The 16984-nt window shown below is 73.9% G+C and carries 14 protein-coding genes; 10 read left to right on the plus strand and 4 right to left on the minus strand.

The window, feature by feature from the left end; all coding sequences use genetic code 11:
• Positions 1–77: 77 nt before the first annotated feature.
• Both ACFXOZ_RS02480 and ACFXOZ_RS02485 read right to left on the minus strand, forming a co-directional pair.
• Positions 78–2006, minus strand: a complete 1929-nt coding sequence (locus tag ACFXOZ_RS02480) for an FAD/NAD(P)-binding protein (RefSeq protein ID WP_380586760.1) — start codon at positions 2004–2006, stop codon at positions 78–80.
• A complete protein-coding gene (locus ACFXOZ_RS02485; RefSeq protein WP_380586763.1) occupies positions 2003–2980 on the minus strand; it encodes an amino acid ABC transporter permease in 978 nt (325 codons plus the stop codon). Before ACFXOZ_RS02485 ends, ACFXOZ_RS02480 begins: the two co-directional genes overlap by 4 nt.
• A gap of 694 nt (positions 2981–3674) precedes the next feature.
• Here ACFXOZ_RS02485 and ACFXOZ_RS02490 point away from each other — a divergent pair.
• The 7 genes from ACFXOZ_RS02490 (at position 3675) to ACFXOZ_RS02520 (ending at position 10586) form a co-directional block, all read left to right on the plus strand.
• On the plus strand, positions 3675–4841 hold the full coding sequence (locus ACFXOZ_RS02490; RefSeq protein WP_380586766.1) for an LLM class flavin-dependent oxidoreductase: 1167 nt from the start codon (positions 3675–3677) through the stop codon (positions 4839–4841).
• Positions 4838–5335, plus strand: a complete 498-nt coding sequence (locus tag ACFXOZ_RS02495) for a GNAT family N-acetyltransferase (protein ID WP_380586769.1) — start codon at positions 4838–4840, stop codon at positions 5333–5335. Before ACFXOZ_RS02490 ends, ACFXOZ_RS02495 begins: the two co-directional genes overlap by 4 nt.
• Positions 5336–5345: 10 nt before the next feature.
• The gene (locus tag ACFXOZ_RS02500) at positions 5346–6293 is read left to right on the plus strand and encodes an ABC transporter substrate-binding protein (protein WP_380586771.1); all 948 of its coding nucleotides are present in this window, start codon (positions 5346–5348) and stop codon (positions 6291–6293) included.
• Positions 6294–6321: 28 nt separating this feature from the next.
• Entirely contained in the window at positions 6322–7347 is a 1026-nt protein-coding gene (locus ACFXOZ_RS02505) for an amino acid ABC transporter permease (protein WP_380586774.1), read from the plus strand.
• Positions 7348–7412: 65 nt separating this feature from the next.
• Complete coding sequence (locus tag ACFXOZ_RS02510) at positions 7413–8165, plus strand: amino acid ABC transporter ATP-binding protein (protein ID WP_360233704.1); 753 nt, start codon at positions 7413–7415, stop codon at positions 8163–8165.
• 76 nt (positions 8166–8241) lie between these two features.
• Positions 8242–9231, plus strand: coding sequence for a transporter substrate-binding domain-containing protein (locus ACFXOZ_RS02515; protein WP_380522036.1), 990 nt, complete (start codon positions 8242–8244; stop codon positions 9229–9231).
• 146 nt (positions 9232–9377) lie between these two features.
• Positions 9378–10586: a serine/threonine-protein kinase gene (locus tag ACFXOZ_RS02520; RefSeq protein ID WP_380522034.1), complete on the plus strand. Its 1209-nt coding sequence runs from the start codon at positions 9378–9380 to the stop codon at positions 10584–10586.
• Here ACFXOZ_RS02520 and ACFXOZ_RS02525 read toward each other — a convergent pair.
• Entirely contained in the window at positions 10542–11240 is a 699-nt protein-coding gene (locus ACFXOZ_RS02525; protein ID WP_380522032.1) for an MBL fold metallo-hydrolase, read from the minus strand. The genes ACFXOZ_RS02520 and ACFXOZ_RS02525 overlap by 45 nt on opposite strands.
• 268 nt (positions 11241–11508) lie before the next feature.
• Here ACFXOZ_RS02525 and ACFXOZ_RS02530 point away from each other — a divergent pair, with 268 nt between their 5' ends.
• Entirely contained in the window at positions 11509–12360 is an 852-nt protein-coding gene (locus ACFXOZ_RS02530; RefSeq protein WP_375893008.1) for a fumarylacetoacetate hydrolase family protein, read from the plus strand.
• Between the two features lie 42 nt (positions 12361–12402).
• Here ACFXOZ_RS02530 and ACFXOZ_RS02535 read toward each other — a convergent pair whose 3' ends face one another.
• The gene (locus tag ACFXOZ_RS02535) at positions 12403–13161 is read right to left on the minus strand and encodes a TetR/AcrR family transcriptional regulator (RefSeq protein WP_375893006.1); all 759 of its coding nucleotides are present in this window, start codon (positions 13159–13161) and stop codon (positions 12403–12405) included.
• A 164-nt stretch (positions 13162–13325) separates the two neighbouring features.
• On the opposite strand from ACFXOZ_RS02535, the gene ACFXOZ_RS02540 reads away from it, so the two are divergent.
• Together ACFXOZ_RS02540 and ACFXOZ_RS02545 are read left to right on the plus strand one after the other, a co-directional pair.
• Positions 13326–15032 (plus strand): DUF885 domain-containing protein, encoded by a 1707-nt coding sequence (locus tag ACFXOZ_RS02540; RefSeq protein ID WP_375893004.1) that lies wholly within the window; start codon positions 13326–13328, stop codon positions 15030–15032.
• A gap of 215 nt (positions 15033–15247) precedes the next feature.
• Positions 15248–16867, plus strand: coding sequence for an MFS transporter (locus ACFXOZ_RS02545; protein ID WP_380586778.1), 1620 nt, complete (start codon positions 15248–15250; stop codon positions 16865–16867).
• The last annotated feature ends 117 nt before the right edge of the window (positions 16868–16984 follow it).

The raw sequence follows: 16984 nt of genomic DNA on the forward strand, positions 1-16984 counted from the left end.
CCCTGAACCCCTGAACCCCTGAACCCCTGAACCCCTGACTCCCCCCGGGGACCGGCCACCGCTCCGCCCCCCGGGTCTCACCCCACCAGGGCCGCCGCCGGGAGTGCGGCCAGGGCGCGGAGCAGGGCCCGGGCGGCGGCGTCGTTCTGGCGGAAGCCCGGGGCGTTGGTGCGGGGCCGGGCGAAGGCGGCGGCCGCCCGGAGGCTGGTGTGCGGGCCGAGCGCGGTGCGGCGCGGGTGCGGGGCGCCGTCCAGGGCCGGGTCGATCAGCCGGCTGTCGGCGGGGTCGATGGTGACCAGCCCGGAGCGGTGGGTGTGCTCCGCGTCGCTCACCACCTCCTCCGCGACCCGCCCGGTGCGGTGCAGCGAGTCCAGCACCGGGTCGAGGGTGCGGGCCAGCGCGTGCTTGGGCAGGTACGCCTCGACCAGTGCGGTGGCGGTGACGGTGTGGCCGGGCACGGTGGCGCCGGAGGCCCGCCAGGTGCCGGTGGCCTCGTCCCGCTCGATCCGCACGCCCGCGCCGAGGAAGTGCACCACCCCGGCCTCGGAGAGCGCGAGCAGCTGGCGAAGCCGGAAGCCGGGCGGGCCGGAGGCGAGGAAGCTGAAGTAGCCGAAGAACCACTCGTCGACGTCCTCGGCGACCGAGCGGGCGGTGAGCCGGCCGGAGGCGAGGATCCGGGGGAGCTGGCCGAACAGCGACAGCAGGGCAAGGAAGGCGCCCAGGTCGGCGCTGTGGGCCGGGTCGGCGCGGCGGTCGGCGTCGGCGGTGACGTAGGCGCGCAGGTGGGTCTGGAGCTCCTCGGCGGAGCCGAGTTCGAGCCCGGCCAGCGGGTGGTCGAGCCGTTCGAAGTCGATCCGGTCGGCCGGGTCGGGGACGGCCTCGGCGACGAGTGCGGCCAGTTCGGGGGAGTACCAGTCGTGCCGGTCGTACCGGGCGAGGAAGGCGGTCCAGGGCAGCGCGGTGCGCTCCGGGTGGGCGTGGAACAGCTCGTGGTAGTGCCCGAAGCCGACCTCCTTGGCCATCGACGGCCAGACGTCACGGCGCAGCCGCAGCGGTCGGCCGGTGGCGAGCAGGGCGTCCACGGCGGCCGCGTCGAAGTACCGGGGGAGCGGGGCGGGCGGCCCCTGGAGCCGGTAGTCGGTCTTGGAGTGGTAGGGCACGCCGCGCCGGGAGCCCAGGTGCAGCACCGGTTCGCGGCCGGACGGGAGGTAGCGCAGGGCGGGCCCGTCCCCGGTGGGTTCGAAGCGGCCGCCGCGCCCCTCGGTGAGCATCGCGACCAGGTCGACGGAGGCCAGGCCGAAGCCGCGCAGTGCCACCTGCTCGCCGGGGGCGATCCGGGCCAACTCGGCCTCGACGTCGGCGGAGTAGGCGGGTGGCAGGTGGAAGCGGCCGTGCCGGGCGGCGAAGGCGGCGTCCTCGGCGTACCGGGGGTGCGGGGCGGAGTCGAGGTGGCCGAGGGTGAGGGTGACGTGGTCGGCGGTGAGGGTGGTGCCGTCCAGGTGGACGGTCTGCGGGCCGTCGGCCGGTCCGTCGATCCGCCGGACGGTGGCCCGGTGGACGGTGACCGTGACGTGGGCCGGCAGGTCGGCGACGGCGCGGCGGAACACCCAGTCCAGGTAGGCGCTCTGGGCGCGCCGGGTGGGGAAGTCGGTGGGCGCCAGGGTGCTCAGCTCGGCCCGTACGGCCGGGTCGGCGATCTCCCGGTAGGGCGCGAACTCCCGTTGCCGCAGGGCCCATTCGGCCAGTGAGGGGCCGGGGCGGACCGGGCCCTCGACGGTGGAGCGCTCGTCGGTGAACATGGTGACGTCCTCGGCCATCGAGTTCATCCGCAGCAGCGGGGACTGGTCGTGGCGCCAGATCCGGCCCGCGCCGGGCGGGTACGGGTCGACCAGGTGGATCTCCAACGGCCGGTCGGCGGGCAGGAGTTCGGCCGCGTTGGCGGCGATCCGCTCCAGCAGTCCGGTGCCGCGCGGCCCGGCGCCGACGATCACGAGCGTCGTCGTCATGCCCGGACCACCCGGGCGAGGGCGGCGCGGGCGCGCTGCAGCGGGGTGGGCGGCAGGCCGTCCCGGCTGGCGCCCCTGGCGAAGTGGCGTTCGACGTAGTACTGGCCGATCGACAGCACGGTGGTGACCACCAGGTACCAGAGGGTGGCGACCATCAGCATCGGGATGACCTGGTAGGACTGCAGGTAGACCAGTTGCACCGAGTAGAGCAGGTCGGAGACGGCCAGCACGCTGACGATGCTGGTGCCCTTGAGCGCCCCGATCAGCATGTTCCCGGCGCTCGGCACGATCGCGCGCATCGCCTGCGGCACCACGATCCGGCGCAGCACCCGCCACCGGCCGAGCCCGAGCGCGGCGGCCGCCTCCAGCTGGCCGCGGTCGACGGACAGGATGCCGCCGCGGATCACCTCGGCGGCGTACGCGCTCTCCAGCAGGGTGAGGCCGATGACGGCGGTCAGGGTGGGGCCGATCAGGTTGACGGTCTTGACCGTGACGAACTCGGGGCCGAAGGGGATGCCGAGGCCGAGCGTCGGGTAGAGCGCGCCGATGTTGAAGAAGAACAGCAGCTGCACCAGCGGCGGGGTGGAGCGGAAGATCCAGATGTAGCCCCAACTGAGCGTGCGCAGCACCGGGTTGGTGGACAGCCGCATGGTGGCGAGGACGGTGCCGAGGACGAAGCCGAGGGCGAGGGTGACGGCGGTCAGCCACAGGGTGAGGGTCAGGCCGTCGAGGACGGACCGGGCGGTGAACCACTCGGCGACCACGTCCCACTGGAAGGCCTTGTTGCGGACCACCGAGCCGACCGCCATCGCGGCCAGCAGCAGGGCGACGGCCGCGGCGATCCACTGCCCGGGCCTGCGGCGGGCGACGATCCGGGCCTCGGGGGGTGGTGGCGGGCTCCCGGTGAGGGCGGGTGCGGGTGCGGGGACCGGTGCGGGGGCGGGGGCGGGCAGGACGTCCTGCGGGGTGGCCATGGCGGCGGCTCCTGGGCGGAGTGCGGGCGGGGAGAGGTACGGGTGTGATCACGTACGGGCCCTCGGGCACCGGCCCGCGTCCCTCAACGCGTCCGGCGCAGCGCACTGCACTCCGCGTCGATCGTACGCATGCGCGATCGACGGCTGTCAAGGGTGATCGGGGGCCGGCCGGGGCGCGGTCGGGGCCGCCCGGGGGTGGGGGGAGAAGCGACAGGAGATCGCAACAGTGCGGCAATGATGCACGGTTGACGTACCACTCGGCCGACTGCTCAACTTGAGGCCATGTACGCCGAGCAGCCCCTGGTCACCCGCGACCACATCGACTTCGGTCGGGTGTGGTCCGCGGCGTGTCGCGGCTGACCCGGCAGCGGGCCGCCCGTCCGGCCCTGAATCCCTTCGGGGAGACCTCCCTCGGTGTGCCCCGTCGCGGGCCGGGAACCATGGTCCGTCGCGGTAGTTGACGGATCGTCAGGCGCACGCTGCCGCCTCGCCTCCACCGCCCTCGTTCTGCGCTCCGGCAGTTCCGCTCGCGTCCGTCCTCCTCCTGCGCTCCTCCTCCCGCGCTCCTCCTCCCGCGTCCGCGCCACCGCATGCCCGCTCCACCGCCCCGCGCCCGACGGCCGCGCCCCGCCGCGGCCGCCTCCGGCCTGCCCACCCGCAGCCCGCCGGAGTCAGTCACCCGAAAGGTTCCGCCATGCCCGTCGAATTCCTCGGCATCGCCGCCACCGGCGACGGTTCGGAGACCAACCCGCGCACCACCGCCGCCTTCGACCGCGACTACACCCTGCGGCTGGCCCGGGCGCACGAGGACCACGGCTGGGACCGGGTGCTCTTCGCGTACGGCTCCGGCTCCCCGGAGCCCGCGGCGGCGGCGGCCTTCCTCGCCTCGCGCCTCGACAAGCTGCAGATCCTGCTCGCCCACCGGCCGAACGTGTCCTACCCGACCTTCGCCGCCAAGACCTTCGCGACCCTCGACCAGGTCAGCGAGGGCCGGCTGACCGTCCACTTCATCACCGGCGGCACCGACCACGAGCAGCAGCGCGAGGGCGACTTCCTCACCAAGGACCAGCGCTACGAGCGCACCCGCGAGTACATCGGCATCGTGAAGAAGGCCTGGACCAGCCGGGAGCCCTTCGACCACGAGGGCCCGCACTACCGCTTCCACGACTTCGTCTCCGACGTCTTCCCGGTCCAGCAGCCGCGCCCGGCGGTCTCCTTCGGCGGCTCCTCGGACGCCGCCTACGCGGCCGGCGGGGCCGAGGCCGACATCTACTGCCTGTGGGGCGAGCCGCTGGCCCGCACCGCCGAGCAGATCGAGCGGGTGCGGGAGGCGGCCCGGGCCGCCGGGCGGAGCGACCTGCCGCGGATCCAGGTGGCGTTCCGGCCGATCATCGCGCCCACCGAGGAACTGGCCTGGGAGAAGGCGCACCGCACGGTGGCCGCCATCCGGGCCCGCCGGGAGAGCGGGGAGCCGGTGACCAGGCGCCGCCCGGTCGGCGGGGCCCCGGAGAACACCGGGTCGCAGCGGCTGATCGAGATCGCCGAGGCCGGCGAGCGCTACGACCGCGCGCTGTGGACCCCGACCGCCGCGGCCACCGGCGGGGCCGGCAACTCCAACGCGCTGGTCGGCACCCCGGAGACGGTCGCCCAGGCGCTGCTGGACTACTACGACCTCGGCGTGGACATCCTCTCCGCGCGCGGCTACGACCTGCTGGACGACGCGATCGACTTCGGCCGGTACGTGATCCCGATCGTCCGCGAGGAGGTCGCCAAGCGCGACGCGGCCAGGGCGGAGGCCGAGGCCGAGGCGGCGGCCCGCGCCGAGCGGGACCGGCACCAGCTGATCGCGGTGCAGGCGTGAGCCCGGCTCCGGGGTGGGAGTTCCGCCGGGTCACCCTGGCGGACCCGCTGGTGGCACCGCTGCTGCGCGAGCTCACCCACGAGTACGTCACCCGCTACGGCCCCGAGGCCCACCAGGAGATGACCCGCTACCCGGACGACGCCTTCGCCGAGCCGCACGGAGTGCTGCTGCTCCTGCTGGAGGACGGCGAGCCGGTGGCCGGCGGCGCGTACAAGCGCTACGACGAGCGGACCGCCGAGGTGAAGCGGATGTGGACCCACTCCGCGCACCGCCGCCGGGGCCTGGCCCGCCGGGTGCTCGCCGAACTGGAGCGGACCGCCGCGGCCGCCGGCTACCGCCGGATCCACCTCACCACCGGCCCGCGCCAGCCCGAGGCCAAGGGCCTCTACCTGGCGGCCGGCTACACCCCGCTGTTCGACGTCACGGCCGATCCCCTGACCATCGGCCCGCTCCCCTTCGAGAAGCCCCTGCCCGTGCTGGTCCCGTCCCACTGAAAGGCCCCCCGTGAGAACCACCACCGTCCGCCGCCGCTTCCTCGCGACCACCGCGCTGCTGCCGGTCCTGGCCCTGGCCGCGTGCGGCTCGGACCCGAAGATCGCGGGCGCGGCCGGGGCGGGCGGACCGGCCGCCACCGCCACCGAGGACGTCGTCTCCGGCGTGGGCAGGTCGGAGGCCGCCGCCGCGCTGCTGCCCGAGGAGGTGCGCAGGTCCGGGGTGGTGAAGTTCGGTTCGTCCTTCGGCACCCCGCCGAGCGCCTACTACGCCGACCAGACCACCAAGAAGCCGGTCGGGGTCGACGTGGACTTCACCGACGCCGTCGCCAAGGTCCTCGGCCTGACCGTGCAGCGCCAGGACGCCGCCTTCGAGACCATCCTGCCCGCCCTGGACAGCGGCAAGTTCGACGTCGGCACCGGCAACTTCGGGGTCACCACCGCCCGCTTGAAGACCATCGACTTCGTCACCTACATCGACGACGGCCAGGGCTTCGCGGTGCAGAAGGACAACACGTCGGTCCAGCCGGTCACCGACCTGGCCCAGCTCTGCGGGCTGACCATCGGCACCGGCGCCGGCACCACCTTCGAGACCACGCTCAACAACAAGAAGAACGTCTGCACCGACGCCGGGAAGAAGCCGTACGAGGTGAAGGCGTTCAGCGAGGGCGGCGCCCTGCTGACCGGCCTCCAGCAGGGCCGGGTGGACGTCGAGATGTCCACCATCAACGGACTGCGCCACCAGGCCGCGCAGGAGGCCGCCGGGGTGCGCTTCCTCAACGAGTTCCACCGCCTGGACGTCGGCTTCGCCTTCAAGAAGGGCTCCCCGCTCACCCCGGCCTTCCAGGCGGCGGTCAACCAGCTGATCAAGGACGGGACGTACGAGCGGATCCTCCGCAAGTGGGGGCTCGCCGACTCGGCGATCAAGGAGTCGCAGATCAGCCCGCCCGAACACCCGTGACCGCAGGCCCTGTCGAAGGAGTCCTCCGATGACCACCAGTACCCCGGCACCGCCGTCCCCGCCGAGACCCGCGGCCGCCCCCGGCCCCGACCCCGCGACCGGTCCGGGCCCCGCGACCGGCCTCGACGCCGCCGAGCTGGCCGGCCTGCGGACCGTGCCCGCCCGGCACCCGTGGCGCTGGGCGGCCGGGGCGGCCGCCCTCGTCGTCCTGCTCCAGTTCCTGCACGGCCTGGCCACCAACCCCGGCTGGGACTGGGCCACCTTCCGCCTCTACTTCACCGCCGACACCATCCTCCAGGCGATCGGCCGCACCCTCGAACTCACCGCCTACGGCACCGTGCTGGGCTTCGTGCTCGGCGCCGTGGTGGCCGGGATGCGGCTGTCCCGCAGCGCGGTGCTGCGGACCATCGCCTGGGCGTACGTCTGGGTGTTCCGCTCGATCCCGCTGATCGTCCAGCTGGTGTTCTGGTTCAACCTCTCCTACCTCTACAAGCGGTTCGGCTTCGGCATCCCGTTCGGCCCGACCTTCGGCGAGTTCGAGACGGTCGGGGTGCTCGGCGCGCTCGGCGCCGCGGTGCTCGGCCTCGGGCTGCACCAGGCCGCGTTCGCCGCCGAGATCATCCGCGGCGGCATCATCGCGGTGGAGGCCGGCCAGCGCGAGGCCGCCGCCGCGCTCGGCATCCCGCGCTGGCGGCAGGCCTGGCGGATCGTGCTGCCGCAGGCCATGCGGGGCATCCTGCCGGCCGCCGCCAACGAGGTGATCTCGCTGCTCAAGGGCACCTCGGTGGTCTACGTGATGGCCATCGGCGAGCTGTTCTACCAGGCCCAGGTGATCTACGGCCGGACCGGCCGGGTGGTGCCGCTGCTGATGGTGGCCACCGTCTGGTACGTGGTGCTGACCACGGTGCTGTCGGTCGGCCAGTACTACGTCGAGCGCTACTTCGCCCGCGGCTCCCGGCGCACCCCGCCGCCCGGCCCGCTGCACCGCCTGCGGGCCTTCCTCCGTACCCTGCCCACCCGTACCGACGCCCGCACCCCCGGAGGGACCCCGTGACCACGCCGACCGAGGCCGACCCGACCCCTGCGGCCGACCGCGCCGACCCGGCCGGGGCCGCCCCGATGGTCCAGGTCCGCGGCCTGCACAAGAGCTTCGGCCGGCTGGAGGTGCTGCGCGGGGTCGACCTGGACGTCCCGGCCGGCTCGGTCACCGTGGTGCTCGGCCCGTCCGGCTCCGGCAAGTCCACCCTGCTGCGGGCGATCAACCACCTGGAGAAGCTGGACCGCGGCCACGTCGCCATCGACGGCGAGCTGATCGGCTACCGGCGCTCCGGCGACCGGCTGTACGAGCTCAAGGAGCGCGAGGTGCTGCGCCAGCGCACCGGCATCGGCTTCGTGTTCCAGAACTTCAACCTGTTCCCGCACCTGACCGTGCTGGAGAACCTGGTCGAGGCGCCGATCGCCGCCCTGGGCCGCCCGCGGGCCGAGGCCCGGGCGGCGGCGCTGGCGCTGCTGGAGCGGGTCGGCCTGGCGGACAAGGCCGCCGCCTACCCCCGGCAGCTGTCCGGCGGCCAGCAGCAGCGGGTGGCGATCGCCCGGGCGCTGGCCCTGGAGCCCAAGGTGCTGCTGTTCGACGAGCCGACCTCGGCGCTCGACCCCGAACTGGTCGGCGAGGTGCTGGACGTCATCAAGGACCTCGCCCGCAGCGGCACCACGATGATCGTGGTCACCCACGAGATCGGCTTCGCCCGCGAGGTCGCCGACACCGTGGTCTTCATGGACGGCGGTGTGGTGGTCGAGCAGGGCCCGCCCGCCGAGGTCCTGGACCGTCCGCGGCAGGAGCGCACCCGGGCCTTCCTGGCCAAGGTGCTGTAGCACCCCCGCTGCCCACCCCGCCGTCCGCTACCGCCCCCTCTCCCCGAACCCCCTTCACCCGAGCAGGAGTTCCGCCATGTCCCTACCCCGTCGCGCCCTCGTGACCGCCGCCGGCTCGCTCGCCGCCGCCCTCGTCCTGGCCGGCTGCGGCAGCGGCGCGAACGGCGCCTCGGCGGAACTCGCCCCGGCCAAGGGCAGCACGGCGCCGAACGGCACCGTGGTGAACCTGTCGCCGCAGCAGAACCGGGTCTCGACGGCCAAGGTCGACGCGATCGCGGCGCTGGTCCCGGAGGAGATCCGGAAGAGAGGCACCTTGAAGGTCGTCGACTCGATCGGCACCACCCCGCCGCTGGACTTCTACGCCAACGACGACAAGACGATCATCGGCATCGAACCGGACATCGCCTCGCTCATCGGCGACGTGCTCGGCCTCAAGGTCGAGTTCAACCCGGTCTCCTGGGAGAACATCTTCGTCGGCCTGGACAGCGGCAAGTACGACGCCGGCCTGTCCAACATCACCGTCACCGAGGAGCGCAAGGAGAAGTACGACTTCGCCACCTACCGGCTGGACGTCCTCGGCTTCGAGACCAAGAAGGGCAGCGGGATCAAGGTCACCGGTGCCAAGGACCTGGCCGGCCGGTCCGTCGGCGTCGCCACCGGCACCAACCAGGAGAAACTGCTGATCTCCTGGAGCGAGGAGGACGTCCGCAACGGCCTCAAGCCGATCGACATCAAGTACTTCTCCGGCACCGAGTACTACCTGGCGCTCTCCTCCGGCCGGATCGACGTCTACACCGGCCCCAACCCCAGCCTGGCCTTCCACGCCGTGCAGACCGGCGAGACCGAGGTGGTCGGCACCTACTCGGGCGGCGGCGCGGACGTCCTCGGCAAGATCGCGGCCACCACCCACAAGGACAACGGCCTGGTCAAGGCGCTCAACAGCGCGATCAACGAGCTGATCAGGAACGGGACGTACGGGCAGGTGCTCAAGCGCTGGGGCCTGGAGAACGAGGCCGTCCAGACCTCCGAGATCAACCCGGTGGGCCTGCCCAAGCCCAAGGCGTGACAGCGGGGCGGCCCAAGGCCTGACACCACGCCGGACCGAGCTGTGACACCGGGGCCTCCGTCGTTCACCCGTTCGTCCCCGCCCGCCGCTATGGTGACCCCTCCGGCGGCGAACGCCGTTCGGGCGGGGGCACGTTGGGGGAGGGCATGCGCAAGGGTGAGGTGCTCGGCGGTCGCTTCCGACTGGAGGAGTGGCTGGGCAAGGGCGGCTTCGGCGTGGTCTGGCGGGCGACCGACACCGTGCTGGACCGGCCGGTCGCGGTCAAGCTGCTGCTGGCCGAGCACGCGGCCGACCAGGAGGCCGTCGGCCGGTTCGTCCGCGAGGCCAAGCTGGCCGGGAACCTGTCCCATCCGCACATCGTCACGGTGCACGACTACGGCCGGGTCGCCGGTGTCGAGGGGGAGGTCCACTACCTGGTGATGGAGCTGGTCCGCGGCCGCCCGCTGTCCGCGGTGCTCAGGGACGGACAGCCGGAGCACGGACTGGCGCTGGCCTGGATGACCCAGGTCTGCGAGGCGCTCGACGTCGCGCACCGCAGCGGGGTGATCCACCGGGACATCAAGCCGGAGAACGTCATGATCCTGGACGGCGGGGGCCGGGCCAAGGTGCTGGACTTCGGCATCGCCCGGCTGCTCACCCAGTCGGTCGGGCTCACCTCCACCGGCAGCGTGGTCGGCACCGTCCCGTACCTGGCGCCCGAGTGCTGGTCCGGCGGGACCGTGGACGGCCGGGCCGACCTCTACGCCTTCGGCGTGATGCTGTACGAGGTCAGCACCGGCCGGCGGCCGTTCCGCGCCGACTCGCCGTACGAGTACATGCGCAAGCACATGGACGAGACCCCGCCCCGGGTACGCGGCACGGACCCGGCGCTGGCCGAGCTGGTCGCCCGGCTGCTCGCCAAGCGGCCCGCGGACCGGCCCGCCGACGCCGCCGAGGTGCTGGAGCGGCTGCGGGCCGTCCGCCCCGGGGTGCGGGGGCCGGGGCCGAGCCCGGAGCAGCTGCGCCGGCGGGCCGACCAGGCCTGGCAGCACGGCGCCGAGGGCCGGCCCGGGGACGCGGTGGACATGCTGCTCCAGCTCGTCCCCGACTTCGCCCGGACCTGCGGCCCGGCCGACCCGCGCACCCTGCGCACCTGCCACGACCTGGCCCTCTGGCTGGCCCGGGCCGGCCGCCGGGCCGCCGCCGTCGCCCTGCTGGAGGCGCTGGCCGAGCAGCCCGGCACCGCCCCGGAGGCCCGGGCCGACCTGCGGCGCGACCTCGCGCACTGGCGGGGGGAGGCCGAGCGGCTCGGCCCGGGCCAGGGGCCGTCGCTAGACCTGCGGGTGCTGCTCGGCGGCGGCGCGCAGCGCGGCTGAGGCACCGGCGGCGATCGGGTCGCCGTGCCCGAAGACGGCGGTCTCCACCGGCAGTGCGGCGAGCCGGTGGAAGGAGGCGAGGGCCAGTGCCGGGTCGGTGTGGAACACCCCCGGCCCGGTCCGCCCCCGGACGTTGGACACCAGGTCCCCGGTGAACAGCACCCCGGGCCCGGGCAGGTGCAGGGCGATGCTGCCGTCGGTGTGCCCGGGCACGTGCACGACCACGGCGCCGCCGCCGATGTCCAGCACGTCCCCGTCCTCGACCTCGCGGTGCACCGGACAGGGCTCGGCCGGCGGGATCGGCGGCAGCCCGTCCCACAGCTGCTGCTCGAAGGGGCTGAGCACGGGCGGCACCGCGGGCTGCTCGCGCCGTACCACCGGCGCCTCCAGCCGGTGCGCCACCACCTCGGCGGACCAGCGGCGGGCCAGTTCGGCGGCGGAGCCGGTGTGGTCCTCGTGGTGGTGGGTGAGCACGATCCGGCGTACGGCCGTCGGCTCCGGTCCGATGGTGCGGATCGCCTTCTCGATGCCGTCCGCCGACCCGGCGATGCCGGTGTCGATCAGGGTCGGTCCGTGGTCGTCCTGCCAGAGGTAGGCGGTGCCGAACTCCAGGGTGATCATGTGCAACTCGTCGCGTACCCGGGTGATCTCCATGCCCGGATCCTGCGCCCTGCGGCGCCTCGGCACACGGACGTTCGCCCTGGGCGTGCTTCCCGGTCCGGCGGATCCGCCGGACCGGGAGGGCTGTCAACCGTACGGGCCACCTATTCGGGCCCCCGTGCCTTCGTGCGATTTGATGGGAATCCGCCCATCGGGACGGTCTGGTCCACCGGCCCGGGCCGTTGATATACCTCGTTGCCAGACTCGGGAGCGGTGTCCGCGCCGCCCCGGTGAGCTGCGACGAAAGGCTGGTGACGGATCGATGAAGCTCCTCCGCGTCGGACCCCCGGGCGCCGAGCGCCCGGTCGTGCTGGGCCAGGACGGCACCGCGTACGACCTCTCCGGGCGGGCCCGCGACCTCGACGGGGCCTTCCTGGCCGGGCTGGACACCGCCGAGCTGGCCCGGGAGGTGGCCGCCGGCGCGTTGCCGGTGGTGGACCTGGCCGGCCTGCGGGTGGGTGCGCCGGTGGCCCGGCCGGGCAAGGTGGTCGGCATCGGGCTCAACTACCGCGACCACGCGGCCGAGGCCGGGGCCGCGATCCCGGACGAGCCGGTGATCTTCCTCAAGCCGAGCTCCACCGTGGTCGGCCCCTACGACGAGGTGTTGGTGCCGCGCGGCGGTGAGAAGACCGACTACGAGGCCGAGCTGGCGATCGTGATCGGCCGCACCGCCCGCTACCTGGACTCGCACGCCGAGGCCGCCGCCGTGATCGCCGGCTACACGATCGCCAACGACGTCACCGAGCGGGCGTTCCAGTTCGAGCGCGGCGGCCAGTGGGACAAGGGCAAGTCGGCGGAGACCTTCACCCCGCTCGGGCCCTGGCTGGTCACCGCCGACGAGGTGGCCGACCCGCAGGCCCTGACGCTGCGGCTCTGGGTCAACGGCGAGCGGCGGCAGCACGGCAGCACCGCGGAGATGGTCTTCCCGGTGCTGGAACTCGTCCGCTACGCGAGCCAGTTCATGGTGCTGGAGCCCGGCGACGTGATGGTCACCGGCACCCCGGCCGGGGTCACCCTGGGCCACCCGGGCACGCCGTTCCTGGCCCCGGGCGACGTCGTCGAGATCGAGATCGACGGCCTCGGCCGGCAGCGCCAGGTGCTCGGCAAGGCGTAGGGCGTGCGCCGCCCGACCCTTGGCACGGGGGTCGGGAGGCCCTCAGGCCCCGTCCGGGGGAGTTCCGCCCAGCACCGCCCGCAGCCGCTCGGCCCGTTCCGCCCGCGGCCCCTCCAGCGCGAGCAGCCCCGCCAGCACCTCCGCCGTCTGCGGATCGTGCAGCGCCGTCGCCGCCGCCATTGCCGTGAACTGGTCCACCAGCCAGTCCCGCAGTCCCTCCACCGGTAGCGCGCGCCCCTCGTCCAGCCAGCTCAGCGACGCGCCCTCGACGACCGCGATCCAGGAGCGCACCAGCAGGGTCAGCCGCGGCCCGGCCTCCCGTACGCCCAGGTGCCGCAGGGTCCGCCGGAGCGCCGCCCGCCGGACGTCGTCCACGATGGCCGTGGTCCGGGCCGTCTCCACCACCGAACCGCCGCGCAGCAGCGCCGAGTAGCCCGCGTCGTGCTCGGCCACGAAGGCGAAGTAGCCGTCCAGCGCGGCGGCCAGCTGCTCGGACGGCCGCCCGGTCGACGGGACGGCGAACCGGCCGGTCAGCTCGTCCGCCGCGGTGCGCAGCGCGGCCTCGTACAACTGCTGCTTGCCGCCCGCGAAGTAGCGGTAGACCAGCGGCCGGGAGGCGCCGGCGGCCTCGGCGACGTCGTCCAGGCTGACCTCCTCGGGCGGTCGGACGGCGAACAGCTCCAGGGCGACCGCGATCAGCTGCTCGCGCCGCTGTTCGACCGGCAGCCGCCGGTAGCCGGAGCGGCGCGGGCGCGGTCCGGGGGCGGCCGGGTCGGTTGCCGAGGTGGGGCGGGCTTCCATGGCCGTCAGCGTAATGGGCGTCGTGCCGATCGGGACCTGTCACGTACCGGATCTCTCCGAACGGGTGTTTGGCCCGCTCACCCTGTGTCAGAGCCCTGACCCCAGCCGGTCAACGGTCGATGACGGGGGCTTGCATTCGGCCCGGGCACCGCGATGATGTCCGAATGGTTGAAGAACTGATCACCACCGGCGGCGACACTCCCCGCCGCATCGCCGACGGTTACGTCCAGGCGCTGGCCGACCTCGACCCGCTGACCGCCGTCTACCTCGGCCTCAACCCCGAGGACGACCGGCTGCCCGACCTCTCCCCGGACGGCGCCGAGCGGATCGCCGACCTCGCCCGCCGCACCCTGGCCCGGCTGGACGAGGCCGAGCGGGCCGGCGCCGCCGACGACGAGGCCGAGCGCCGCTGCGCCCGCCTGCTGCGCGAGCGGCTGACCGCCGAACTCGCCGTGCACGACGCCGGGGAGGACTACCGCGCGGTGCGCAACCTCGGCTCCCCGGTGCACAACACCCGGGAGGCCTTCACCCTGATGGCCACCGACACCGAGGCCGAGTGGCAGCTGATCGGCCGCCGCCTGGCCCGCGTCCCGCTGGCGCTGGAGCAGTACCGGCGGACGCTGACCGAGGGCATCGAGCGCGGGCTGCTGTCCGGCCCGCGCCAGGTCGGGACGGTGGTCGGCCAGTTCGGCGAGTGGCTGGCCGGGGACGTCCCGGGCGGCTGGTTCGGCGAGTTCGTCCAGGACGCCCCGGAGAGTGTGCGGGCCGAGCTGTCCGTGCACGCGGTGGCCGCCGCCGAGGCGCTGGCCGCGCTGCGCGACTGGCTGCGCGACGTGTACGGCCCGGCCGCCGCCGGCACCCCGGACACCGCCGGACGGGAGCGCTACGCCCGCTGGGTGCGCTACTGGACGGGCGCGGACCTGGACCTGGACGAGGCGTACGCGTGGGCCTGGAGCGAGTTCCACGACCTGCTCGCCCAGATGGAGGCCGAGGCCGAGAAGGTCCGCCCGGGCGTCGGCCCGATGGCCGCGATGAAGTGGCTGGAGACGGACGGCCCGGCGATCGAGGGCGCCGAGGCCGCCCGGGAGTACCTCCAGGGCCTGATGGACCAGGCCATCCGGGACCTCCAGGGCACCCACTTCGACCTGGCCGAGCCGGTCACCCGGGTCGAGTCGCGGATCGCCCCGCCCGGCAGCGCCGCCGCGCCGTACTACACCCAGCCCGCCCTGGACTTCAGCCGTCCCGGCCGGACCTGGCTGCCGGTCCTCGGCGAGGAGCGCTTCCCGGTCTGGGACCTGGTGTCGACCTGGTACCACGAGGGCGTCCCCGGCCACCACCTCCAGCTCGCGCAGTGGGTGTACGTCGCCGACCGGCTCTCCAGCTACCAGGTGAGCCTCGGCGGGGTGAGCGCCAACCTGGAGGGCTGGGCGCTGTACGCCGAGCGCCTGATGGACGAGCTCGGCTACCTCACCGACCCGGGCCACCGGCTGGGCTTCCTCAACGCCCAGATGATGCGGGCGCTGCGGGTCATCGTCGACATCGGCATGCACGTCGGCCTGGACTTCCCGGCGGACTCCCCGTACCGGCCGGGCGAGCCGGTGAGCCCGGAGCACGGGCGGGAGTTCTTCGGCCGGTACTGCGGCCTGTCCGCCGACTTCCTGGACAGCGAGCTGGTCCGCTACCTGGGCATGCCCGGCCAGGCGATCGGCTACAAGCTGGGCGAGCGGGCCTGGCTCCGGGGCCGGGCGGCGGCGCGGGCGGCGCACGAGGCGCGCGGCGAGGAGTTCGACCTCAAGGCCTGGCACATGGCGGCGCTCTCGCAGGGCTCGCTGGGGCTGGACGACCTGGTCGCGGAGCTCTCGGCGCTCTGAGCGGGGCCGTCGGCGCCCTGGGCGGAGCCGTCGGCGCGCCGGGGCGCGTGGTGGGGACCAGGACCCCGGGACTCGGTCGCGAGTCCCGGGGTCCTGGTCCTTTTGTCCGACAAAGGTCGATTTGGTGAGGTTTTTCCTTGCCATTCGCCGAGGTCGGCGTTTGGCTGGAAGGCGACTGCGTGACCTCTCCGTACCCCCTCCGGAAGGCTCGACCAGTGTCTGCTCAACCCGCCGCCATCGGTCATGGGACCGCCGACAGTCGCCGCTGGTGGGCGCTGACGGTCATCGCCATCGCCCAGCTCATGATCGTCCTCGACATCACCATCGTGAACATCGCGCTGCCGTCGGCCCAACGGGACCTGGGCATCACCGACGCGAACCGGCAATGGGTGATCACCGCCTACACCCTCGCCTTCGGCGGCCTGCTGCTGCTCGGCGGCCGGCTGGGCGACCTCTTCGGCCGCAAGCGCGTGTTCATCGTCGGCCTGCTGGGCTTCGCCCTCGCCTCCGCCCTCGGCGGCGCGGCGGTCGACCCGGCCATGCTGTTCGGCGCCCGCGCCCTCCAGGGCGCGTTCGGCGCCCTGCTCGCCCCGTCCGCGCTGGGCCTGCTCTCCACCACCTTCTCCGATCCGAAGGAACGCAGTACGGCCTTCGGCATCTTCGGCGCGATCGCCGGTGGCGGCGCCGCGATCGGCTTCATCGCCGGCGGGCTGCTCACCGAGTACCTGGACTGGCGCTGGTGCCTGTTCGTGAACACCCCGATCGCCGTGGTGACCGCCTTCGCGGCCTTCCGGGTGCTCCACCGCGACCACGTCGAGAAGGGCCGCCGGATCAAGCTGGACCTGCCCGGGGCGCTGCTCGGCTGCGGCGGCCTGCTGGCCATCGTGTTCGGCACCTCCGAGGCCGTCACCCGGGGCTGGAGCGACGGTCTGGTGATCGGCTCGCTGCTGCTGGGCGTGGCGCTGCTCGGGGTGTTCGTCCTGGTCGAGAAGCGCTCCGCGCACCCGCTGCTGCCGATCCACATCGTGGCCGAGCGCAACCGCGGCGGCGGCGCCCTCTCGGTGGGCCTGGCCATGGTCGGCATGTTCGGCCTGTTCCTGTTCCTGACCTACTACATGCAGGCCATCAAGCACTTCTCGCCGGTGGTCTCGGGCGTCTCCTTCCTGCCCATGACGGCGGCCATCATCCTGAGCTCGACCGGCGTCGCGGCCCGGCTGATGACCCGGGTGCCGTCCCGGAACCTGATCACCCCCGGGCTGCTGCTGGCCGCGGGCGGCATGGCCTGGCTGACCCAGATGAAGGTGGACAGCCCGTGGGCCGCCATGGTGCTGCCCTCGGTGCTGCTGATCGGCTTCGGCATGGGCCTGGTGTTCATGCCGGCGATGAGCCTGGCCACCCTCGGGGTCGCCCCGCACGAGGCCGGTGCGGCCTCGGCCACCATCAACTCGGCCCAGCAGGTGGGCGGTTCGCTCGGCACGGCGCTGCTGAACACGATCGCCGCCAGCGCCACCGCGACGTACCTGGCCACCCGGATCACGAGCGATCCGCTGGTGCGGGCCCAGGGTGCGGTGCACGGCTACGTGGTCGCGACCTGGGTCGCGATGGGCGTGCTGCTGCTGGCCGCCCTGGTCGCCTTCCTGATGATCGACCACCGGCCGGCGCCCGCCGAGGCGACCGCCGTCCCGGGCGGCGTGGAGGCGGCGGCCGCCGCACCGGCTGCCGTGGACGGCCGGCCGAGCCCGCGGGCCGCGGCGATGGCCGACGTGAAGGCCAACGTGAAGCCGGCGACGGAGGTCCGCGCGGAGGCGGGGTCCGACCGGCCACCGGCCGACTGACCGCGGCGGCGCACCGCAACCCCCGCGCCCCCTCGCTCCCCGGCCACCGCCGGGGGAGCGAGGGGGCGCCGCCGTGCCGCGAGGTCCACCGCCCTTCGACGTCCACGGTCTTCGACG

The organism is Kitasatospora sp. NPDC059160 (genome assembly GCF_042755465.1).
Lineage (GTDB): Bacteria > Actinomycetota > Actinomycetes > Streptomycetales > Streptomycetaceae > Kitasatospora.

Excerpts from the sequence above, each read along its gene's own strand:
- ACFXOZ_RS02480 (WP_380586760.1), bottom strand. The coding sequence starts at position 2,006 with ATGACGACGACGCTCGTGATCGTCGGCGCCGGGCCGCGCGGCACCGGA.
- ACFXOZ_RS02485 (WP_380586763.1), bottom strand. The coding sequence starts at position 2,980 with ATGGCCACCCCGCAGGACGTCCTGCCCGCCCCCGCCCCCGCACCGGTC.
- ACFXOZ_RS02490 (WP_380586766.1), top strand. The coding sequence starts at position 3,675 with ATGCCCGTCGAATTCCTCGGCATCGCCGCCACCGGCGACGGTTCGGAG.
- ACFXOZ_RS02505 (WP_380586774.1), top strand. The coding sequence starts at position 6,322 with ATGACCACCAGTACCCCGGCACCGCCGTCCCCGCCGAGACCCGCGGCC.
- ACFXOZ_RS02510 (WP_360233704.1), top strand. The coding sequence starts at position 7,413 with ATGGTCCAGGTCCGCGGCCTGCACAAGAGCTTCGGCCGGCTGGAGGTG.
- ACFXOZ_RS02515 (WP_380522036.1), top strand. The coding sequence starts at position 8,242 with ATGTCCCTACCCCGTCGCGCCCTCGTGACCGCCGCCGGCTCGCTCGCC.
- ACFXOZ_RS02520 (WP_380522034.1), top strand. The coding sequence starts at position 9,378 with ATGCGCAAGGGTGAGGTGCTCGGCGGTCGCTTCCGACTGGAGGAGTGG.
- ACFXOZ_RS02525 (WP_380522032.1), bottom strand. The coding sequence starts at position 11,240 with ATGGAGATCACCCGGGTACGCGACGAGTTGCACATGATCACCCTGGAG.
- ACFXOZ_RS02530 (WP_375893008.1), top strand. The coding sequence starts at position 11,509 with ATGAAGCTCCTCCGCGTCGGACCCCCGGGCGCCGAGCGCCCGGTCGTG.
- ACFXOZ_RS02535 (WP_375893006.1), bottom strand. The coding sequence starts at position 13,161 with ATGGAAGCCCGCCCCACCTCGGCAACCGACCCGGCCGCCCCCGGACCG.
- ACFXOZ_RS02540 (WP_375893004.1), top strand. The coding sequence starts at position 13,326 with ATGGTTGAAGAACTGATCACCACCGGCGGCGACACTCCCCGCCGCATC.